Origin of the sequence: Brachybacterium sp. ACRRE, from assembly GCF_022346485.1 — a bacterium.
Lineage (GTDB): Bacteria > Actinomycetota > Actinomycetes > Actinomycetales > Dermabacteraceae > Brachybacterium > Brachybacterium halotolerans.
The window spans coordinates 1-16823 of record NZ_JAKRMO010000077.1; the positions used below are offsets into that span (position 1 = coordinate 1).

Annotated in this window: 15 protein-coding genes and 1 pseudogene; 8 read left to right on the forward strand and 8 right to left on the reverse strand. The window is 71.3% G+C overall.

Going from position 1 to position 16823, the window contains the following annotated elements; genetic code table 11:
* The 5 genes from MHY49_RS16910 to MHY49_RS16930 all read left to right on the forward strand — a co-directional run.
* On the forward strand, nt 1-515 hold a 515-nt coding region (locus tag MHY49_RS16910; protein ID WP_255720044.1), incomplete at its 5' end, for a GNAT family N-acetyltransferase.
* 9 nt (nt 516-524) lie between these two features.
* Nucleotides 525-1544 carry an aldo/keto reductase gene (locus MHY49_RS16915; RefSeq protein ID WP_239206094.1) on the forward strand — a complete coding sequence of 340 codons (1020 nt, stop codon included), beginning with the start codon at nt 525-527 and terminating at the stop codon, nt 1542-1544.
* 21 nt (nt 1545-1565) lie between these two features.
* Complete coding sequence (locus MHY49_RS16920) at nt 1566-2465, forward strand: LysR family transcriptional regulator (RefSeq protein WP_239206096.1); 900 nt, start codon at nt 1566-1568, stop codon at nt 2463-2465.
* A 161-nt stretch (nt 2466-2626) separates the two neighbouring features.
* Complete coding sequence (locus MHY49_RS16925; RefSeq protein WP_239206098.1) at nt 2627-3877, forward strand: LCP family protein; 1251 nt, start codon at nt 2627-2629, stop codon at nt 3875-3877.
* Between the two features lie 117 nt (nt 3878-3994).
* Nucleotides 3995-4600, forward strand: a complete 606-nt coding sequence (locus MHY49_RS16930; protein WP_239206100.1) for a phosphatase PAP2 family protein — start codon at nt 3995-3997, stop codon at nt 4598-4600.
* Between the two features lie 91 nt (nt 4601-4691).
* On the opposite strand, the gene MHY49_RS16935 is transcribed toward MHY49_RS16930, so the two are convergent.
* Entirely contained in the window at nt 4692-6068 is a 1377-nt protein-coding gene (locus tag MHY49_RS16935) for a GntP family permease (RefSeq protein ID WP_239206102.1), read from the reverse strand.
* 291 nt (nt 6069-6359) lie between these two features.
* Here MHY49_RS16935 and MHY49_RS16940 point away from each other — a divergent pair, with 291 nt between their 5' ends.
* On the forward strand, nt 6360-7061 hold the full coding sequence (locus tag MHY49_RS16940) for a FadR/GntR family transcriptional regulator (protein ID WP_239206104.1): 702 nt from the start codon (nt 6360-6362) through the stop codon (nt 7059-7061).
* A 100-nt stretch (nt 7062-7161) separates the two neighbouring features.
* Nucleotides 7162-7899: a phosphatase PAP2 family protein gene (locus MHY49_RS16945; RefSeq protein ID WP_239206106.1), complete on the forward strand. Its 738-nt coding sequence runs from the start codon at nt 7162-7164 to the stop codon at nt 7897-7899.
* On the opposite strand, the gene MHY49_RS16950 is transcribed toward MHY49_RS16945, so the two are convergent.
* The 5 genes from MHY49_RS16950 to MHY49_RS16970 form a co-directional block, all read right to left on the reverse strand.
* Nucleotides 7844-8722 carry an amino acid ABC transporter ATP-binding protein gene (locus MHY49_RS16950; RefSeq protein ID WP_239206108.1) on the reverse strand — a complete coding sequence of 293 codons (879 nt, stop codon included), beginning with the start codon at nt 8720-8722 and terminating at the stop codon, nt 7844-7846. The genes MHY49_RS16945 and MHY49_RS16950 overlap by 56 nt on opposite strands.
* Entirely contained in the window at nt 8722-9660 is a 939-nt protein-coding gene (locus MHY49_RS16955; protein ID WP_200501692.1) for an amino acid ABC transporter permease, read from the reverse strand. The genes MHY49_RS16950 and MHY49_RS16955 overlap by 1 nt, the downstream gene beginning before the upstream one ends.
* Before the next feature lie 116 nt (nt 9661-9776).
* On the reverse strand, nt 9777-10709 hold the full coding sequence (locus tag MHY49_RS16960) for a transporter substrate-binding domain-containing protein (RefSeq protein WP_239206110.1): 933 nt from the start codon (nt 10707-10709) through the stop codon (nt 9777-9779).
* A gap of 92 nt (nt 10710-10801) precedes the next feature.
* On the reverse strand, nt 10802-12964 hold the full coding sequence (locus MHY49_RS16965) for an ABC transporter ATP-binding protein (protein ID WP_239206112.1): 2163 nt from the start codon (nt 12962-12964) through the stop codon (nt 10802-10804).
* Nucleotides 12961-14697 carry an ABC transporter ATP-binding protein gene (locus tag MHY49_RS16970; protein WP_239206113.1) on the reverse strand — a complete coding sequence of 579 codons (1737 nt, stop codon included), beginning with the start codon at nt 14695-14697 and terminating at the stop codon, nt 12961-12963. The genes MHY49_RS16965 and MHY49_RS16970 overlap by 4 nt, the downstream gene beginning before the upstream one ends.
* A 283-nt stretch (nt 14698-14980) precedes the next feature.
* On the opposite strand from MHY49_RS16970, the gene MHY49_RS16975 reads away from it, so the two are divergent.
* Entirely contained in the window at nt 14981-15658 is a 678-nt protein-coding gene (locus tag MHY49_RS16975; RefSeq protein WP_239206115.1) for a DUF6318 family protein, read from the forward strand.
* A 37-nt stretch (nt 15659-15695) separates the two neighbouring features.
* Here the strand turns inward: MHY49_RS16975 and MHY49_RS16980 are convergent, their stop codons facing one another.
* Nucleotides 15696-16400, reverse strand: a complete 705-nt coding sequence (locus tag MHY49_RS16980) for a hypothetical protein (protein WP_239206117.1) — start codon at nt 16398-16400, stop codon at nt 15696-15698.
* Nucleotides 16397-16823: pseudogene (locus MHY49_RS16985) on the reverse strand (class I SAM-dependent methyltransferase); the annotation flags it as partial. The pseudogene MHY49_RS16985 and the gene MHY49_RS16980, both read right to left, overlap by 4 nt.

The window sequence follows — 16823 nt, forward strand, 5'->3', positions numbered from 1 at the left end:
CCCCTCGCCCGGCACCCCCGTCGATCCGCGAGGCGACCCCAGCCGACGTCGAGGGCATCGTCCGCGTCGTCAACCTCGCCTATCGCACGCAGGGCGGCTGGACCACCGAGGAGCACCTCGTGGGCGGCGCCCGCACCGACGCCGCGGACGTGCGCGCAGCGATCGCGGACGACACCCACCTGCTGCTGGTCGCCGAGCGCGAGGGCGCGATCGTCGGCTGCTGCTACACCGACCGGCAGGGCGACAGCGCCGAACTCGGACTGTTCGCGGTCGACCCGACGCTGCAGGCCGGCGGCGTGGGCGGTGCGCTCATGGAGGCCCAGGCGCGTCGCCGGGCCGACGAGGGCCTTGCCTCCCTGCACCTGCAGGTCCTCGAGTCCCGTCCGGAGCTGCAGGCCTGGTACGCCCGGCACGGCTTCGTCGAGACCGGCGAGGTGGTGCCCTTCGCGGGCGACGCGGCGAACCTCAAGGTGCCGGGTCTGGGCATGGCGGTCATGGTGCGCGCGCTCGCCTAGGCTTGAGCCATGAGCAACGAGGCCTTCGCGCCCTCCCCCGACCGCTACGAGCACACCGACTACCGCAGGGTCGGCGACTCCGGCCTGCGCCTGCCGCCGATCTCGCTGGGCTTCTGGCAGAACTTCGGCGAGGACCGCGACCCCGGCACGCTGAGCGCGATCGTGCGCCGCGCGTTCGACATGGGCATCACCCACTTCGACCTGGCCAACAACTACGGCCCGCCTCCCGGCAGCGCCGAGTCCCACCTGGGCCGGATCCTCGCCCGCGACTTCGGCCGCCACCGCGACGAGCTCATCATCTCCACCAAGGCCGGCTACCTCATGTGGGACGGCCCCTACGGCGACGGCGGCTCGCGCAAGTACCTGCTGAGCTCGCTCGACCAGTCCCTGGATCGCCTGGGCCTGGAGTACGTCGACATCTTCTACCACCACCGCGAGGACCCCGAGACCCCGCTCGAGGAGACCATGGGCGCCCTCGCCCACGCCGTCCACACGGGCAAGGCGCTGTACGCCGGTATCTCGAACTACTCGCCCGAGCACACCCGCGAGGCCGCCCGCATCCTCGAGGGCCACGGGGTGCCGCTGCTCATCCACCAGCCCTCGTACTCGATGTTCAACCGCCATGTCGAGGACGGCCTGCTGGAGACCTCCTCGGATCTGGGCATCGGTCTCGCGGTGTTCTCGCCGCTGCAGCAGGGGCTGCTGACCAGCAAGTACCTCAAGGGCGTGCCGCAGGGATCGCGCGCCGCGGGCGCCTCGCCGTTCCTCTCCGCCACCCAGACCGAGGACGAGACCTACCAGGAGCGCGTGCGGGGGCTCGCGAAGATCGCCGAGTCCCGCGGGCAGAGCCTCGCGCAGATGGCCCTCGCCTGGGTGCTGCGCCACCGGGAGGTCGCGACCGCGCTGGTGGGCGCCTCGTCCACCACGCAGCTCGAGCAGAACGTCGAGGCCGCCCGCGGCGTCGAGTTCACCGACTCCGAGCTCGCCGCGATCGACGAGTTCGCGGTCGACGGCACCGGGCGGAAGTGAGCACTGAGTGAGCACGCGGCGGTGAGCAGGTCGGGCGCCCTCACCCTCCCCCAGCTGGAGGCGGTGCTCGCGGTCGCCGACGAGGGTTCGTTCACCGTCGCCGCGCAGCTCCTGGGCATCTCGCAGCCCTCCCTGTCCCGGCGCATCCACAGCCTCGAGGAGACGCTCGGGCTGCGCCTGTTCCTGCCCGTCGGCCGGCAGATGCAGCTGACAGACGCGGGCCGACGGGTCGCGAACACGGCCCGCCGCACCCTCCAGGATCTCGAGGACCTCCGACACCAGGAGGCGGGGGCCGACGGGGCCCTGAGCGGCACGCTGCGCGCCGCCGGCCTCCCCTCGCTGGTCGCGACGCGCCTCCCGCGGCACCTGGGCGCGTTCCACCGTGCGCACCGGGACGTGCGGATCGAGGTGTTCGCGCAGGAGGATCGCGAGCTGCTGGTCGAGTCGGTGCGCACCGGACGGGCCGACGTCGCGCTCACATCCGCCGGTCACGTCCCGCCGGACCTGGAGGCTCTCGAGCTGAGGCCCCAGACCTTCCTCGCCGTGGTCCCGCGCGCGCCGGGCGCGCCGGGTGCGCCCGGCACGCTGAGCGCGCACGACCTCGCGGAGCGGACTCTCGTGACCCTGCCTGAGGGGACGTCGATCCGCGAGGTCACCGAGTCCGTGTTCCGCGGCCTGGGCGTCACCCCGCCGCGCGTGATCACCACGACCCAGCGGGACGCCCTCGTGACCCTCGCGATCGCCTCCGACGGCCTGACCATCGTCCCGGAGGACCTCGCCGAGAGCTCCACGACGACGGACGCCCGACGCCTGCACCTGCCCTCCGACGTGCAGCGTCCCGTGGTGGCCCTCCACCGCCGGGAGCATCTGCGCACGCCCGCGCTCTCCGCCTTCCTCGAGACGCTCGCCGCCGACGTGTGAGGCAGCGACGTCGAGGCATCGTCCGTCCTCGCATCAACACTCCGGCCGCCCACCTGGATCCATACCTTGAGTGCATGACTTCCACGCTGACCGCTATTGGACGCTATCGATGCGGGGTGCTTGGGTGACCGTCGGCGAGTGCCCGACGATCGAGGAGTCCCATGCCCGCACCAGATGCAGACCGCAGCCCGCGCCCCGGCCCGTCCCGCGGAACGACGCGCACGCTGCACCGCGGGCCGGCGCACCTCTCCCCCGCCGGGACGCGCGTGCTCGTGCGCAGACGGCGGCGCCGCACGATCGCGGCCCTCGCCGGACTCGCCGCGCTCTCCCTGGTGGCCCTGGTCCTCGTGCCCGCGCAGACCCTGCGCAGCGGGCTCACCGTCGCCCCTCTGCACGCCGGACCGACCGCGCAGGACTCGGCGAGCGACGACGGATCGGTGAACATCCTGGTGCTCGGCTCGGACTCGCGCGTGGGCGAGGCGGACGAGAAGGACTCCACGGCGCGCAGCGACTCGATCCTGCTGGCGCACCTCGACGCCGACGACTCCTCGGTGCATGCGGTCCAGATCCCCCGCGACACCCTCATGGACCGCCCCGCCTGCGCGGACACCGGGGAGGGGTCCTTCGCGGGCGGCCGCGGCATGATCAACTCCGTGCTGAACTTCGGTCCCGCCTGCTCGGTCGCGGCTGTCGAGTCCTTGACGGGCGTGCACGTGGACCACTTCGTGGAGGTGGACTTCGCGGGATTCGCCGCGATCGTCGACGCCCTGGACGGACTCCCCGTGTGCCTGCCCGAGGCGCTGCACGACTCGGCCGCCGATCTCGACCTGCCGGCGGGCCGCCAGACGCTCGACGGCCGTCAGGCGCTCGCCCTCGCCCGTACACGGCACGCCGTCGGCGACGGCAGCGACATCGCCCGTCTCGATCACCAGCAGCAGGTCATGAAGGCGATCATGCAGCGCGCGGAGAGCAGGAACCTGCTCACGCGGCCCGACCGCCTGTACCCGTTCCTGCAGGCGACCTCCTCCGCCCTCACGGTCGACGACCAGCTGGGCTCGGTCCCCGGGATGACCTCGCTGGCCTCGCGTTTCGCACGCGTCCCCTCGGACAGCATCACCGTCGAGACCATGCCATGGTCCCCCGCCCCGTCGGACCCCAATCGGGTGGTCCCCTCCTCGAAGGCCGCCGCGGTCTTCGCGTCGCTGTCCGACGAGGGCTCGAGCGCGCACGCCACCGGGGAGGGGACGAAAGGGACGACGTCAGAATCCCCGTCGTCCGGCACCTCGTCGTCGAGCTCTCCGTCGTCGAGCAGCCCCTCGTCGGGCGCCTCGCCGAGCGACTCTTCGAGCACGTCGGCCTCGGCCTCAACCTCGACCTCGGCCTCGACCTCCGGAAGCATCCAGTGCGAGTGAACCCCGCTCGCGTGCCGTCCGCTCCGGCAGCCCCGCCACCCGGCCGTGACCCGTCGGGCCTGTGGCTGAGGCCACCGCGACGGGGGTTCTCAGCGACAGCGGTGGGATGATCGGAAAATGCGCATTTCCCCCGTCCGCTGGCTCATCGCGGGGGTCTCGCTCGCCCTTTTCCTGCTGGTCTTCTACCTCTCGGGCTGGGTGGGGCCCACGGAGTCGCTCGACATCCGCATGCTCACCTCGCTGCGGACGGACGGCAATCCGGCACTGCTGTGGATCGTCTCCGTGCCGTGGCTGATCCTGTGCAGCATCGTCGTGATCGCGATCGGCATCCGTCGCGGCCGCGCCATGGACGGCCTGCGCGCCTTCGCCCTGCTGGCCCTGTGCAACGTGCTCGGGCAGCTGCTGAAGAAGGTCGTGCTGCACCGCGACTCGATCGTGCTCATGGTGGACAACACCTACCCCAGCGGCCACATGATCGCCTTCGCCTCGGTCGCACTCGCCCTGCGGATCGTGCTGCCGCGGCGCATGCGCAGGGCGTTCACCGTGATCGCCGCGATCGTGCTGTGCCTGGTCGCCTTCGAGCTCGTCTACTACGGATGGCACCGCCCCAGCGACGTGATCGGCTCGCTGCTGCTGGTCACCGCCGTCGGCGTGCTCGGCGGCGGGTCGCGCGGGAGCGAGGACGACGATCGCCCCGAGCCGGTCCTCCCGCCCGGCGCCTGAGCGGCGCGGGCCCGGCGCCGGAGCCCCGCGGGCGACGACCGACGGCCGAGCCGCCGAGCCGCCGAGCCGCCGAGCCGCCGAGCCGCCGAGGTCAGAAGATTGCGTAGACGGCGAGGACGAAGGCGAAGCCGACCACGGACTCGATGCCCTGCTGGACGGTCCAGGTCCTCAGCGTGGTCTTCACGTCCATGCCCATGAGTCGGCCGACGAGCCAGAACCCGGAGTCGTTCACGTGCCCGGCGAAGACGGAGCCCGCGGCGGCCGCGAGGGTGATCGCAGCGGTGTCGATCGCGCCGTACCCACCGGCCATCACGGCCGGGGAGAGCAGGCCCGCGGTGGTCACGAGCGCGACCGTCGCCGACCCCTGGGCCAGCCGCAGGGCGAGGGCGATGACGTACGCGGCGATGATGACGGGCATGCCCCAGGAGTCGAGCGTCGAGGCGAGGGCGTCGCCGATGCCGGAGGCGCGCAGCACGCCGCCGAACATGCCGCCGGCGCCGGTGATGAGGATGACCGAGGCGACCTGGCCCAGCGTGGAGTCGACGAGCTTCTCGAGCGCAGAGCCGTCCTGGCCGCGGAACTTCCCGAGCACGAGCATGGCCACCAGCACGGTGATCAGCAGGGCGACGGGCGACTCGCCGACCAGGCGCAGGGCCTGCACCCAGGCGGCGTCGGCGTCGACGACCTTCGCGGTGCCCAGCGCGTCCAGACCCGTGTTGAGCAGGATCAGCACGAGCGGGAGCGCCACGACGGCGAGCACGGTGGAGGCCCGCGGCGGAACGGCCGGCTGGTCGTCGTCGGTGCCGAAGAGGTCGGGCACGAGCAGCGGCGTGCGCGCGTTGACGAACTTCGCCCACAGGTAGCCGGAGACGTACCAGACGGGGAAGGCGAGGACCAGGCCGACGAGCAGCACAACGCCCAGGTTCGCGCCGAAGAAGTCGCTCGCGGCGACGGGGCCGGGGTGCGGCGGCACGAACACGTGCATCACCGAGAACGCCGCGGCGGAGCTCAGCCCGTACAGCAGCAGGTTCTTCCCGCCGAGGCGCCGGGCGACCGCGAAGATGATCGGCAGCATGACCACGAGGCCCGCGTCGAAGAAGATCGGGAAGCCCAGGACCAGGGAGGTCAGGCCCAGGGCGAAGGCGGCGCGCTTCTCGCCGAAGACGGAGACCATCTTCTCGGCGATCACCTTGGCACCGCCGCTGGACTCGATGAGCCGACCCAGCACGGCGCCGAAGCCGATCAGCAGGGCGACGGATCCGAGCGTCGAGCCGAAGCCGTCGACGAGGGTCTCGATGATCGCGCCGGAGGGGATGCCCGTGGCCAGGGCCGTCAGCAGCGAGACGATGACCAGCACGAGGAAGGCATGCAGTCTCACCTTGATGACCAGGAACAGGATGAGCGCGACGGCGACCGCGGCGATGCCGAGGAGCGGTCCGGCACCCAGGGTCTGGGTCCAGTTGTCCATGGGGATTCTCCGTTGAATGCGAGTGGGAAGCAGGGTGGAAGCGGGGTGAGCGGGCGGGCGGCGATGGGACGCGCGGCACTATGCGGTGCGCGCGGCTCAATGCGAAGCGCGCCCCTGGCAACCGGCGGCGTCCATCGGACACCCGACTTCAAAGGTACTACTTTTCGCGCGTTAAGGTAGCACTATTGCGCGAGGCGCTGGGGCGCCCGGATCGTCGGCCGATCCCCGTCTCCCCCTCCGCCCGCCGCACCGTGCGGAGCCCACGCAGCCCTCGATGATGAAGGAAACGCCATGACCTCGACGGACATGCATGCCGGAGTGCTCGACGACCTGGGTCGGCGCATCGCCGACGGCCGGCTCCCCGAGGGGTCGGTGCTCACGCTGTCGGGCATCGAGAAGGACTGCGAGGCCTCGCGGACCGTGGCCCGGGAGGCCGTGCGCGTGCTCGAGACCCTGGGGATGGTCGCCTCACGCCGGCGCGTGGGCATCACGGTGCAGCCGCGCAGCAGCTGGGACGCGTTCTCCCCGCGCCTGATCGACTGGAACCTCGCCGGCCCCTTCCGCCAGCGCCAGCTCGAGGCGCTCGCCGAGCTGCGCGTGGCCGCCGAGCCCATGGCCGCGCACCTCGCCGCACGCCGTGCCGACTCCCGTCAGTGCGCCGAGCTGCGGCGACTGGCCGATCGGCTCGTGGACCTGGGAGGGCGGGGCCTGGGCGATTCCGACGACTACCTCGAGGCCGACGTCGCCTTCCACGACCTGCTGCTCGCCGCCTCGGGCAACCCGCAGCTCACGGCGCTCGCCCGCCCGGTGCGCGCGGTGCTCGAGGGCCGCAACCGCCTGGGCCTCACTCCCCCGCTGCCCGTCGAGGGCACGCTCGAAGAGCACATGCGCGTCGCGCTCGCGGTCGCCGACGGCGACGCCGAGGCCGCCGAGCGCTGCTCCCGCTCGCACATGCGCACCGTGTGGGGCGAGGTGAGCCGGACGGACGGCTGAGCGCCGCGACGCTCTCACCTGCAGGTGCTTGCTGGAAAGAGCGTGTGCGAGATCCCACCGACCCCTCCAGGCGCACGGACCGCGATGCCATCATCGGGGCGTGCTCACCACGGAACAGGACTCGCAGACCCTGACCGCGGACCTCACGCGCGGCATGACCCGAGCGCGCCCTCTCGACGGGGACCGTCGACAGATGGCCCTCCGCCTCCTGGTGGCGGCGATCGCGACCGGGATGTTCTTCGTCCTCTACCGGCTCTCCGGGTGGTACCGGCCCGCCGTGCAGCTGGACCTCGGCATCCTGCGGATGCTGGAGACGCACGGGAACCCCGCCCTGCTGAGCGCCGTCTCCGTGCCCTCGCTGATGCTGAGCAGCGCGGTCGTGCTCCTGATCGGCGCGACGCGGGGCCGGGCGATGCTGGGCGTGCGCGCCTTCATGATCCTGGCCGCCTGCAACGTGCTGGGACAGGTGCTGAAGGGCTTCGTGCTGGGGCGCGATGCGATCGCGACGGACCAGGGCAACTCCTTCCCCAGCGGGCACATGATCGCCTTCGGGTCGGTGGCCCTGGCCCTGTGGATCGTGCTCCCCCGCGCGGTGCGCGGCGCCTTCGCGGTCGTCGCCTTCCTCGTGCTCGCCGCGGCAGCCTTCGAGCTCGTCCACTACGGATGGCACCGCCCCAGCGACGTGCTCGGGTCGCTCCTCCTCGTCACCGCCGTCGGAGCGGCCGTCGGAGCGGCCGGCGGTGCCGCGAGCGGGAGCCGCGAGCGCGGCCGGACCCCGTCGCTCAGAGCACGGAGGCGAGGAATCCCTGCAGACGATCCGACTGCGGGTGGTCGATGACCTGCTCGGGGGTGCCCTGCTCGAGGATCTGCCCGTCGGCCATGAAGACGACCTGATCGGCGACCTCGCGGGCGAAGCCCATCTCGTGGGTCACCACGACCATGGTCATGCCGCCCTCGGCGAGCTCCTTGAGCACGGTGAGGACCTCGGCCACGAGCTCGGGGTCCAGGGCCGACGTCGGCTCGTCGAAGAGCATGAGCTCGGGCTCCATCGCGAGCGCGCGGGCGATCGCCACCCGCTGCTGCTGGCCGCCGGAGAGCTCGGAGGGGTAGTGCTCGGCGCGATCGGCCAGGCCCACGCGCTCGAGGAGCGCGAGCGCGTCCTTCTCGGCCTGCGCCTTGGGACGGCCCAGCACGTGCACGGGCGCCTCCATGACGTTCTGCAGCGCCGTCATGTGCGGGAACAGGTCGAAGCGCTGGAAGACCATGCCGATGCGGGCCCGCTGGCGCGCGATCTGCTGGGGCGAGAGCTTCTGCCAGCGGCCGTCGGGCAGCGGCTCCTCGGCGTACCCCTGGGTGACGCCGGCGATGCGCACGCGGCCCGCCGTGGGCTCCTCGAGCTGGTTGATGCAGCGCAGAAGCGTGGACTTGCCCGAGCCCGAGGGGCCGATGAGCACGGCCACCTCGCCCTCGGCCACGCGCAGGTCGCAGTCCTTGAGCACGTGCAGGTCGCCGAAGGCCTTGTGCACGCCTTCGAGCGCGATGAGGGCAGGGCCCTCGGCGGGGGCGGCGGGGTCCGACGGGGCGGCGTCCGAGGGGACGACAGGCGCCGACTGGACGTCCGGCGCGTCGGCCCGATGGGTGTTCCGGGGGTCCTGGCTCATCACAGCTCCACCTCCGGGAGGGAGTTCTTGGGGGTCGTCGAGGCGCTGTTCACGGCCCGCTGGCGGGCGCGCCGCCCGCGCTTCGCCGGGCCGGCGCCGCCGGGGCGGTCGTCGAAGCCGCGGCCGAAGTAGCGCTCGAGGTAGTACTGGCCCACCATCAGCACGCTCGTGATCGCGAGATACCAGATCGCGGCGACGACGAGCAGCGGGATCGGCGCGTACAGCTTGTTCGCGATCGCGTTGGTCGCGAAGGTGAGGTCCAGGGTGAAGGGCACGGCGAGCACGAGCGAGGTCGTCTTGAGCATGCCGATGGTCTCGTTGCCGAGCGGCGGCACGATCACGCGCATGGCCTGCGGGATGATGATGCGCCGCAGGATCTGCCCGTTGCCCATGCCCAGCGCCTTCGACGCCTCGCTCTGGCCCTTGTCCACGGAGTTCAGGCCCGAGCGGATGATCTCGGCGAGATAGGCGCCCTCGTTGAGACCGAGGCCCACGACGGCCGCCCAGAAGGCCGGGAAGTAGTCGCGGGTGGAGAAGGAGAACCACTCCGGGCCGAAGGGGATGCCCAGCGCGATCTTGGGGACGATCACCGTGAACAGGCCCCAGAACACCAGCTGGGTGTACACCGGGGTGCCGCGGAAGACGAAGATGTATGCCCACGAGACGCCGCGCAGCACCGGGTTCTCGCTGCGGCGCATGATCGCCGCGGTCAGCGCGATCACCGTGCCCAGCACCATCGAGAGCACAGTGATCAGCAGCGTCCAGCCCACGCCCTGGACGACCTTCACGTCCAGGATGTACGTCGCGACCGTGCCCCAGTCGAAGACGGGGTTGGTGACCAGGAAGTTCGCGAGCGCGAGCACCAGAAGCACCACGATGACGGCGCTGATCCAGGTGCCCGGACGCGGGCTGCGCTTCGCGCGGATGCGACCCGGGATCGGGTCGGCGCCGTGGCCGGAGGGCTGCGGGGCACCAGGGGCCGGTTGCGGGGAACCGGCGGCGGGAGCCGGGCCGACGGGCCCGTCGGCGGGCGTGGGCGAGGGCTGTGTCGTGCTCACTGCGGGTCCACTTCCGAGGTCTTGATCATGCCTGCGGCGTTGCCCCAGGCATCGAGGATGTCGTGCATGGCGCCGGTGTCGATGAGGTGCTGGACCGCCCCGCGGATCGCCTCCGCGAGCTCGGGCTGGTCCTTGGCGACGACGATCCCGTACAGGGCCGCGTCCTCGATGTCGCCCACCTGCTCGAGGGTCCCGCGGGACTTCTCGATCGCGTAGGCGACCACAGGGGAGTCGCCGATGAGGACGTCGGCCTTGCCGCCGGCGGCGGCGGTCGCGGCGTCGGCGTTGCCCACGTAGGGCTGGTCGATGACGCCCTGGCCGCCGTCCTTCCGGCAGGCGGCGTCACGCTCGGCGACGACGTCGTCCATGTAGGTGCCGACCTGATGGGCGACGCGGGCGCCGCACAGGTCCGGCGGGTCGATGTCGTAGGGGTTGCCCTTCTTCACCGCGTAGGACATGCCGGCGGAGAAGTAGGAGACCATCGAGACCTGCTTCAGGCGGTCCGGATCGATGGTGAAGCTCGAGATCCCGACGTCGTACTTCGAGCCGATCGAGGGGATGATCTGCGCGAACACCGCGGACTCGGTGCGCGTGCCCAGTCCCAGCACCTTGCCGATGCCGCTGAGGATGTCCATGTCGATGCCCACGGCCCCGCCGTCCGAGCCGACGAACTCGCCGGGCGCGTAGTTCAGGGCCGCGCCGTTGACGAGGGTGCCGCGGTCGCGGACGTCCTTCGGGACGAGGTCCGCGAGGTCGTTCTGCTTCGTGATGCCCGAGAGGTCGATCGTCGGGATCGCGTCGGTCTCGGCGTCCAGGCGCTCGGAGGCGTGGGTGCAGCCGCCGAGGGCGGGCACGGTGATCGCGGCGCCGAGGGCGAGGGGCAGCGCGCGCAGCAGGGTGCGTCTGCGGGGCCGGGATGACGGGAACACGAATGGAAGTTTATGCAGAGGTATGCATGACGACAAATCCGTGGGGTGTGGGGCACACGGGGACCGCGCACCGCGCGGCCCCCGCCGATCGCTCACATCCCCGGCATGCCTCCCCCGCCACCGGTGGGCACGGGCTCGCCCTGCTCCTCCTCGGCGTCGGGATCGGCCATCGCGCCCTCGAACTGCGAGCGGTACAGCCGTGCGTAGGCGCCGTTCGCCTCGAGCAGCTCGTCGTGGGTGCCCTGCTCGACGATGTCGCCGGCCTCCATCACCAGGATCAGGTCCGCGTCGCGGATCGTGGAGAGCCGGTGGGCGATCACGAACGAGGTGCGGCCCGAGCGCAGTCGGTTCATCGCGTTCTGCACGAGCAGCTCGGTCCGGGTGTCCACGCTCGAGGTGGCCTCGTCCAGGATCAGCAGGCTGGGCCGGGCGAGGAACGCGCGGGCGATGGTCAGCAGCTGCTTCTCCCCCGCGCTGACGTTCGAGGCGTCGGAGTCCAGGACGGTCTCGTACCCCTCGGGCAGATGGCACACGAAGTCGTCGACGTGGGTCGCCTTCGCGGCCTCGATGACCTCCTCGTCGCTCGCGTCCAGGCGCCCGTAGCGGATGTTCTCCATGATCGTGCCGTTGAACAGCCAGGTGTCCTGGAGGACCATGCCGGTGCGCTCGCGCAGCTGGGTGCGGGTGAGGTCGCGGATGTCGATGCCGTCGATCGTGATGCGGCCGCCGTCGATCTCGTAGAAGCGCATCACGAGGTTCACGAGCGTGGTCTTGCCCGCGCCCGTCGGCCCCACGATCGCGACCGTGTGCCCGGGCTCGGCGACCAGGGAGAGGTCGCGGATGAGTTCGCGCTCGGGCGTGTACGAGAAGCGCACGTGGTCGAACTCGACCCGGCCCTCGCGGATACGCGAGGCGGCGTCCAGCGACGTCGGGTCCGGGTTGCCGGCCTCGTCACGGGCCGAGTCGGGCGTCTGCTCCTCGGCGTCCAGCAGCTCGAAGACGCGCTCGGCGCTGGCCACGCCGGACTGCAGCATCGTGGCCATCGAGGCGACCTGGCTGAGCGGCTGCGTGAACTGGCGCGAGTACTGGATGAACGCCTGCACGCTGCCCAGCGACATGTCGCCGCCGATCACCTTGAGGCCGCCCACGATCGCGATCGCGACGTAGGTGAGGTTCCCGGCGAACATCATCAGCGGGCCGATGAGGGAGGAGACGAACTGGGCGCCGAAGGACGCCTTGTACATCTCGCCGTTGCGGGCCTCGAAGCTGCGGGACGCCTCCTGCCGGCGGCCGAAGACGTTCACGAGCTCGTGGCCGCTGAAGGCCTCCTCGACCTCGGCGTTGACCTTGCCGGTCGCGTCCCACTGCTGCTGGAACAGCTTCTGGGAGCGCTTGCCCACGATGGCCGTGATCACCGCGGCCAGCGGGATCACGCACAGGGCGATCAGGGTCAGCTGCCACGACAGCGTCAGCATCATGACGATCACGCCGAGCACCGTCAGCAGCGCGTTGACCAGTCCGGTCAGCGTGTTGATGAGGGTGTTCTGGATGTTGTCGATGTCGTTGGTGACGCGCGAGAGGATCTCGCCGCGGCGCTGGCGGTCGAAGTAGGACAGCGGCAGCCTGTGCAGCTTCTCCTCGACCTCGCGGCGCAGGCGGTACACCATCCGGAAGATGATGCGGTTCAGCATCACGCCCTGCAGCCACTGGAACAGGCTCGCGACCACGTAGATCCCGACCACGAACCACAGCACCTGGTGCAGGGCCGCGAAGTCGATGCCCTGGCCGGGTGTGAGGTCCATGCCTGCGAGCAGGTCGGCGTAGGTGTCGTTGCCCTGCGCGCGCAGGCCCTCGATGATCTGCGCCTTCGTCGCTCCCGCGGGCAGCTGCTTCGAGATCGCCCCGGAGAAGACGATGTCCGTCGCGCGGCCCAGGATCTTCGGGCCGACGACGGCCAGGCCCACGCCGATCACGCCGAGCGCGATCCCCAGGATCGCGTACATCTTCTCGGGGCCGATGGTGCGGATCAGCCGCAGCGCCGAGGGCCAGAAGTGCTTCGCGCTCTGACCCGGGCGCAGCCCGCGCTCGGCGCTCTTCTCGGCCTCGATCTCCGCGGCCTCGCCGGCCTCGTCGCCCGCGGGCTTCGTGGACGCGGAAGCGGGCGCGGTGCGCGCGGTGTCGGTCGGGGTGGCGTCGTCGGCAGACGTCGCGCCGTCGGCCGGGGTCGGCCTCTTCGTCGTGTCGTCGGCGTTCATGCGACCACCTCCTCGGCGCCCTGGGAGCGGACGATCTCCTGATAGGTCTCGTTGTTCTCGAGCAGCTCGGCATGGGTGCCGGAGCCGACGACCCTCCCGTGCTCGAGCACCAGGATCAGATCGGCCGAGGTGATGGTGGTGACGCGCTGGGCGACGATCACCTTGAGCGCGTCGCGGGTCTCCGGCGCGAGCGCCGCCCGCAGGCGGGCGTCCGTGGTGAGGTCCAGAGCGCTGAAGGAGTCGTCGAACAGGTAGATCTCCGGCCGGGCGACCAGCGCGCGGGCGATGCACAGGCGCTGGCGCTGACCGCCGGAGACGTTCGTGCCGCCCTGGGCGATCGGCGAGTCGAGCCCATCGGGCATGGCGGCGACGAAGTCGCGTCCCTGGGCGACGGTGAGCGCGTGCCAGAGCTCCTCGTCGGTCGCGTCGGGCCGGCCGAAGCGGAGGTTCGTCGCGACCGTCCCGGAGAAGAGGTAGGGACGCTGCGGCACCAGGCCGATGCGGTCCCAGAGCACCTGCGGGTCCAGCTCGCGCACGTCGACCCCGTCGACCCTCACGCTGCCGGAGGTCGCGTCCATCAGGCGCGGCACGAGGCTGAGCAGGGTGGTCTTGCCCGAGCCGGTGCCGCCGATGATCGCGACGGTCTGCCCCGCGCGGGCGGTGAAGTCGATGTCCGTGAGCACGTTGTTCTCGGCGCCCGGGTAGGTGAAGGAGACGTTCTCGAAGGCGAGATCGCCGCGGCCGTGCACCTCGGTGACGCCGCGCTCGGGCACCGTCACGGAGGTCTCGGTGGTCAGCACGGCGTCGATGCGCTCGGCGGAGACCATGGCGCGCGGGATCATCATCGTCATGAAGGTCGCCATCATCACCGCGATGAGGATCTGGATCAGATAGGCGATGAACGCGGTGATCGAGCCGACCTGCATGGTCCCCGACTCCACGCGGGGCGCCGCGAACCAGAGCACGAGCACGCTGGAGACCTGCAGCAGGAACATGATGATCGGGTTGATGAGGATCATCAGCAGGCCCACGCGGCGGTTGGTGTCCGTGAGGGCCTCGTTGGCGCCCTCGTAGCGCTCGCGCTCGAAGTCCTCGCGGGTGAAGGCGCGCAGCACACGGATGCCGGTGATCTGCTCGCGCAGCACCTTGTTGATCGCGTCGATCCGCTCCTGCATCACGCGGAACAGCGGTGCCGCGCGGGCGATGAGGAAGCCGACGGAGACCAGCATCAGCGGCACCATCACCGCGATCAGCCAGGCCAGCCCGGCCTCCTCGCGCAGCGCGAGGACGATGCCGCCGATGCCCGTGATCGGCGCCTGCACGAGGAACTGCATCGAGAAGAAGACGAGCATCTGGACCTGCTGCACGTCGTTCGTGGAACGGGTGATCAGCGAGGCGGCCCCGAACTCGTTCATCTCGTGCGCGGAGTAGGTGGCGACCTGGTCGAAGACGCGGCTGCGCAGGTCGCGGCCGATGCTCATGGCCGCGCGGGCGGCCGCGTAGTTCGCGACCACCACCGCGACGATGTTCGCGAAGGTCACCGCGAGCATCCAGGCGCCCAGGCGCCAGATCGTCGGGATGTCGCCCTGGGCGACGCCGTCATCGATGATGTCGGCGTTCAGCGTGGGCAGGTAGAGGTTGGCCAGCACTCCGAGCAGCTGGAAGATCACGACGATGATGATCAGGGTCCAGTACCGGCGGGCGGCCGCGAGCACGAGTCGCAGCAGAGTCACAGGGGTCCTTGGGCAGATGCGGTGCGGTCCGGGGGCGCGCGGACTGCGCGGTGAAGCCTACGTCGGCCCGTGCGCACGGTCCATGGGATTCGGGCGGAATCGGGCGGATTCCGCCGAGGGTGGAACGCCGAGGGATGACGTCGATCGGAGGGCGGAGCGCGCGCCGCCCGCGAGGGTCGAGTCTCCCCCGCGGCGCCCTCCGCGCACATCCGCCGATCGGCTGATCCTCGCGCGCCCGGACCGGATGCCCGCGCGTCCAGGCCGGACCTCTACGCTGGCCTGCGTGAGCAGACGGATGCAGCAGATCATCATCATCGTGGCGGCCATCGCCCTGGTGATCCCCTTCGGCGCGGTGGGCCTCGCGCAGGTCTTCGGTCGCAGCAACGGGACGACCGACGCCTCCTCCGCCACGGCGAGCGCGACGGCCCAGGACACGCGCCCCGCGGTCGACCCGTCGTCCCAGCCGAGCCCCTCCCCCACGTCCGGCCCGAAGGTGCCGACGTCGGCGATGACCGACCAGTCGGACGACGGCGCCACCTCGGTCGGCACCTATCTGCTCGAGTCGTACGCCTACATGATGGCCACGGGCGACACCGACGGCTGGATGAAGGTGGTCGACTCGAACTGCGAGGTCTGCACGTCGTTCCTCTCCAACGCCACCCAGCTCCATGAGCAGGACGGATACCAGGTGGGCGGCGAGTTCACCGTGAAGTCCGCGAGCTTCGACGGCGCGGGCGACCCGCCCACCAGCGGCACGCTCACCCTCGAGGTCACCCAGAAGGACGCCACGATCGTCGACGACCCGAACAAGCAGGCCCAGGACGTCGACGGGTTCAGCGGCGAGATGCAGATGAAGCTGAACTGGGACGGGAAGCAGTGGAAGGTCGGCGACATGTCGATCACCGGGGCCGACGGAGCCAGCGGGACGGGCGCGTCCGACGCAGGCGGCGCGGCGGGCTGAGGCCGCGGGGCCGGCTGAGACGGCGCGGCCAGCTGGGTCAGCGCGCCTGCGGGAACCCGGGGAGCTGGCGCGCCGCGTCCCCGCGGTCGCCGGTGAGCTCGCGGACGGGCTCGGCTGCCGTGGCTCTCGCCAGCTCGCGCTGACCGCTCGCGTCCGCGGCGCGCGCGATCTGCGCGGTGACCTGCTCGGGCGGGGTCGCCCCCGTGCCGGCGAACCAGACCCAGCGGCCGTCGATCGAGCGCGGCGGAGGGTCCTGCAGCGGCGCCAGCACCGCGCGGTGGCGGCGCGCCTGCTTCGGCGAGGGCCCCACGAAGTGGATGCCGCGGCGGGTCCAGGCGGACCGGCGCACGGTCGACTGCGGGAAGCCGCCGGTCCCGGTCTCGGCCGCATACCGCCGGGCGCCCGTCACGGGGGCCACGCTGCCCGGGATGATCTGGTCCGAGGGGATCACATACGGGCGCAGTCCCGGCGCGCAGCTGCCGACCACGATCCCCCGTTCGCACACCACCAGCCTCTCCCCGCTGATGAACAGCAGGATCAGGCCGAAGATGATCGCGAAGGCGAGGGCGGGCGCGACGGCGAGCACGACGCTCTCGCCGGGATTGATGAGGGTCAGGGCGGAGAAGACCAGCCAGACCAGCACGAACAGTCCGATCACGAGCGGACCGGGACGATCCGCGTGGACCGCGAGCACCTCACCGACCTCGTCACGGTGCCGACGTGCGGCGCGACGGGCGCTCATGCGTTCTCTGCCGCGAAGAGGAACAGGTCGGTGCGGTAGGGCATGCCGACCTCGCTGCCGGGGGTATGGCCGAGGTGCTCATGCAGGTACCAGTCGAGGTTCGCGAGCACCTTCTCGCGCCGCTCGGGCGGTGCGGTGATGACGTAGCTGCGGGTGCGGGCGAGGTCGATGAGCTCGTGCGTGGTGCGCGGGTCCTCCCAATGGCGCACGATCCGCTCGCGCAGCGTGAAGTGCGGGGTGATCGGCGGCGAGAAATCGTCGCGGTACACGTCCCCCGCGTGCATGATGCGCGAATAGCGGTGCACCCAGGGGATCTGCACGTCGAGCGAGTTCCACAGCAGGGCCAGCACGCCGCCCGGTCGCAGGATCCGAGCGATCTCGGCTCCCGCGGCCTCGGTGTCGAACCAGTGCCAGGCCTGCGCG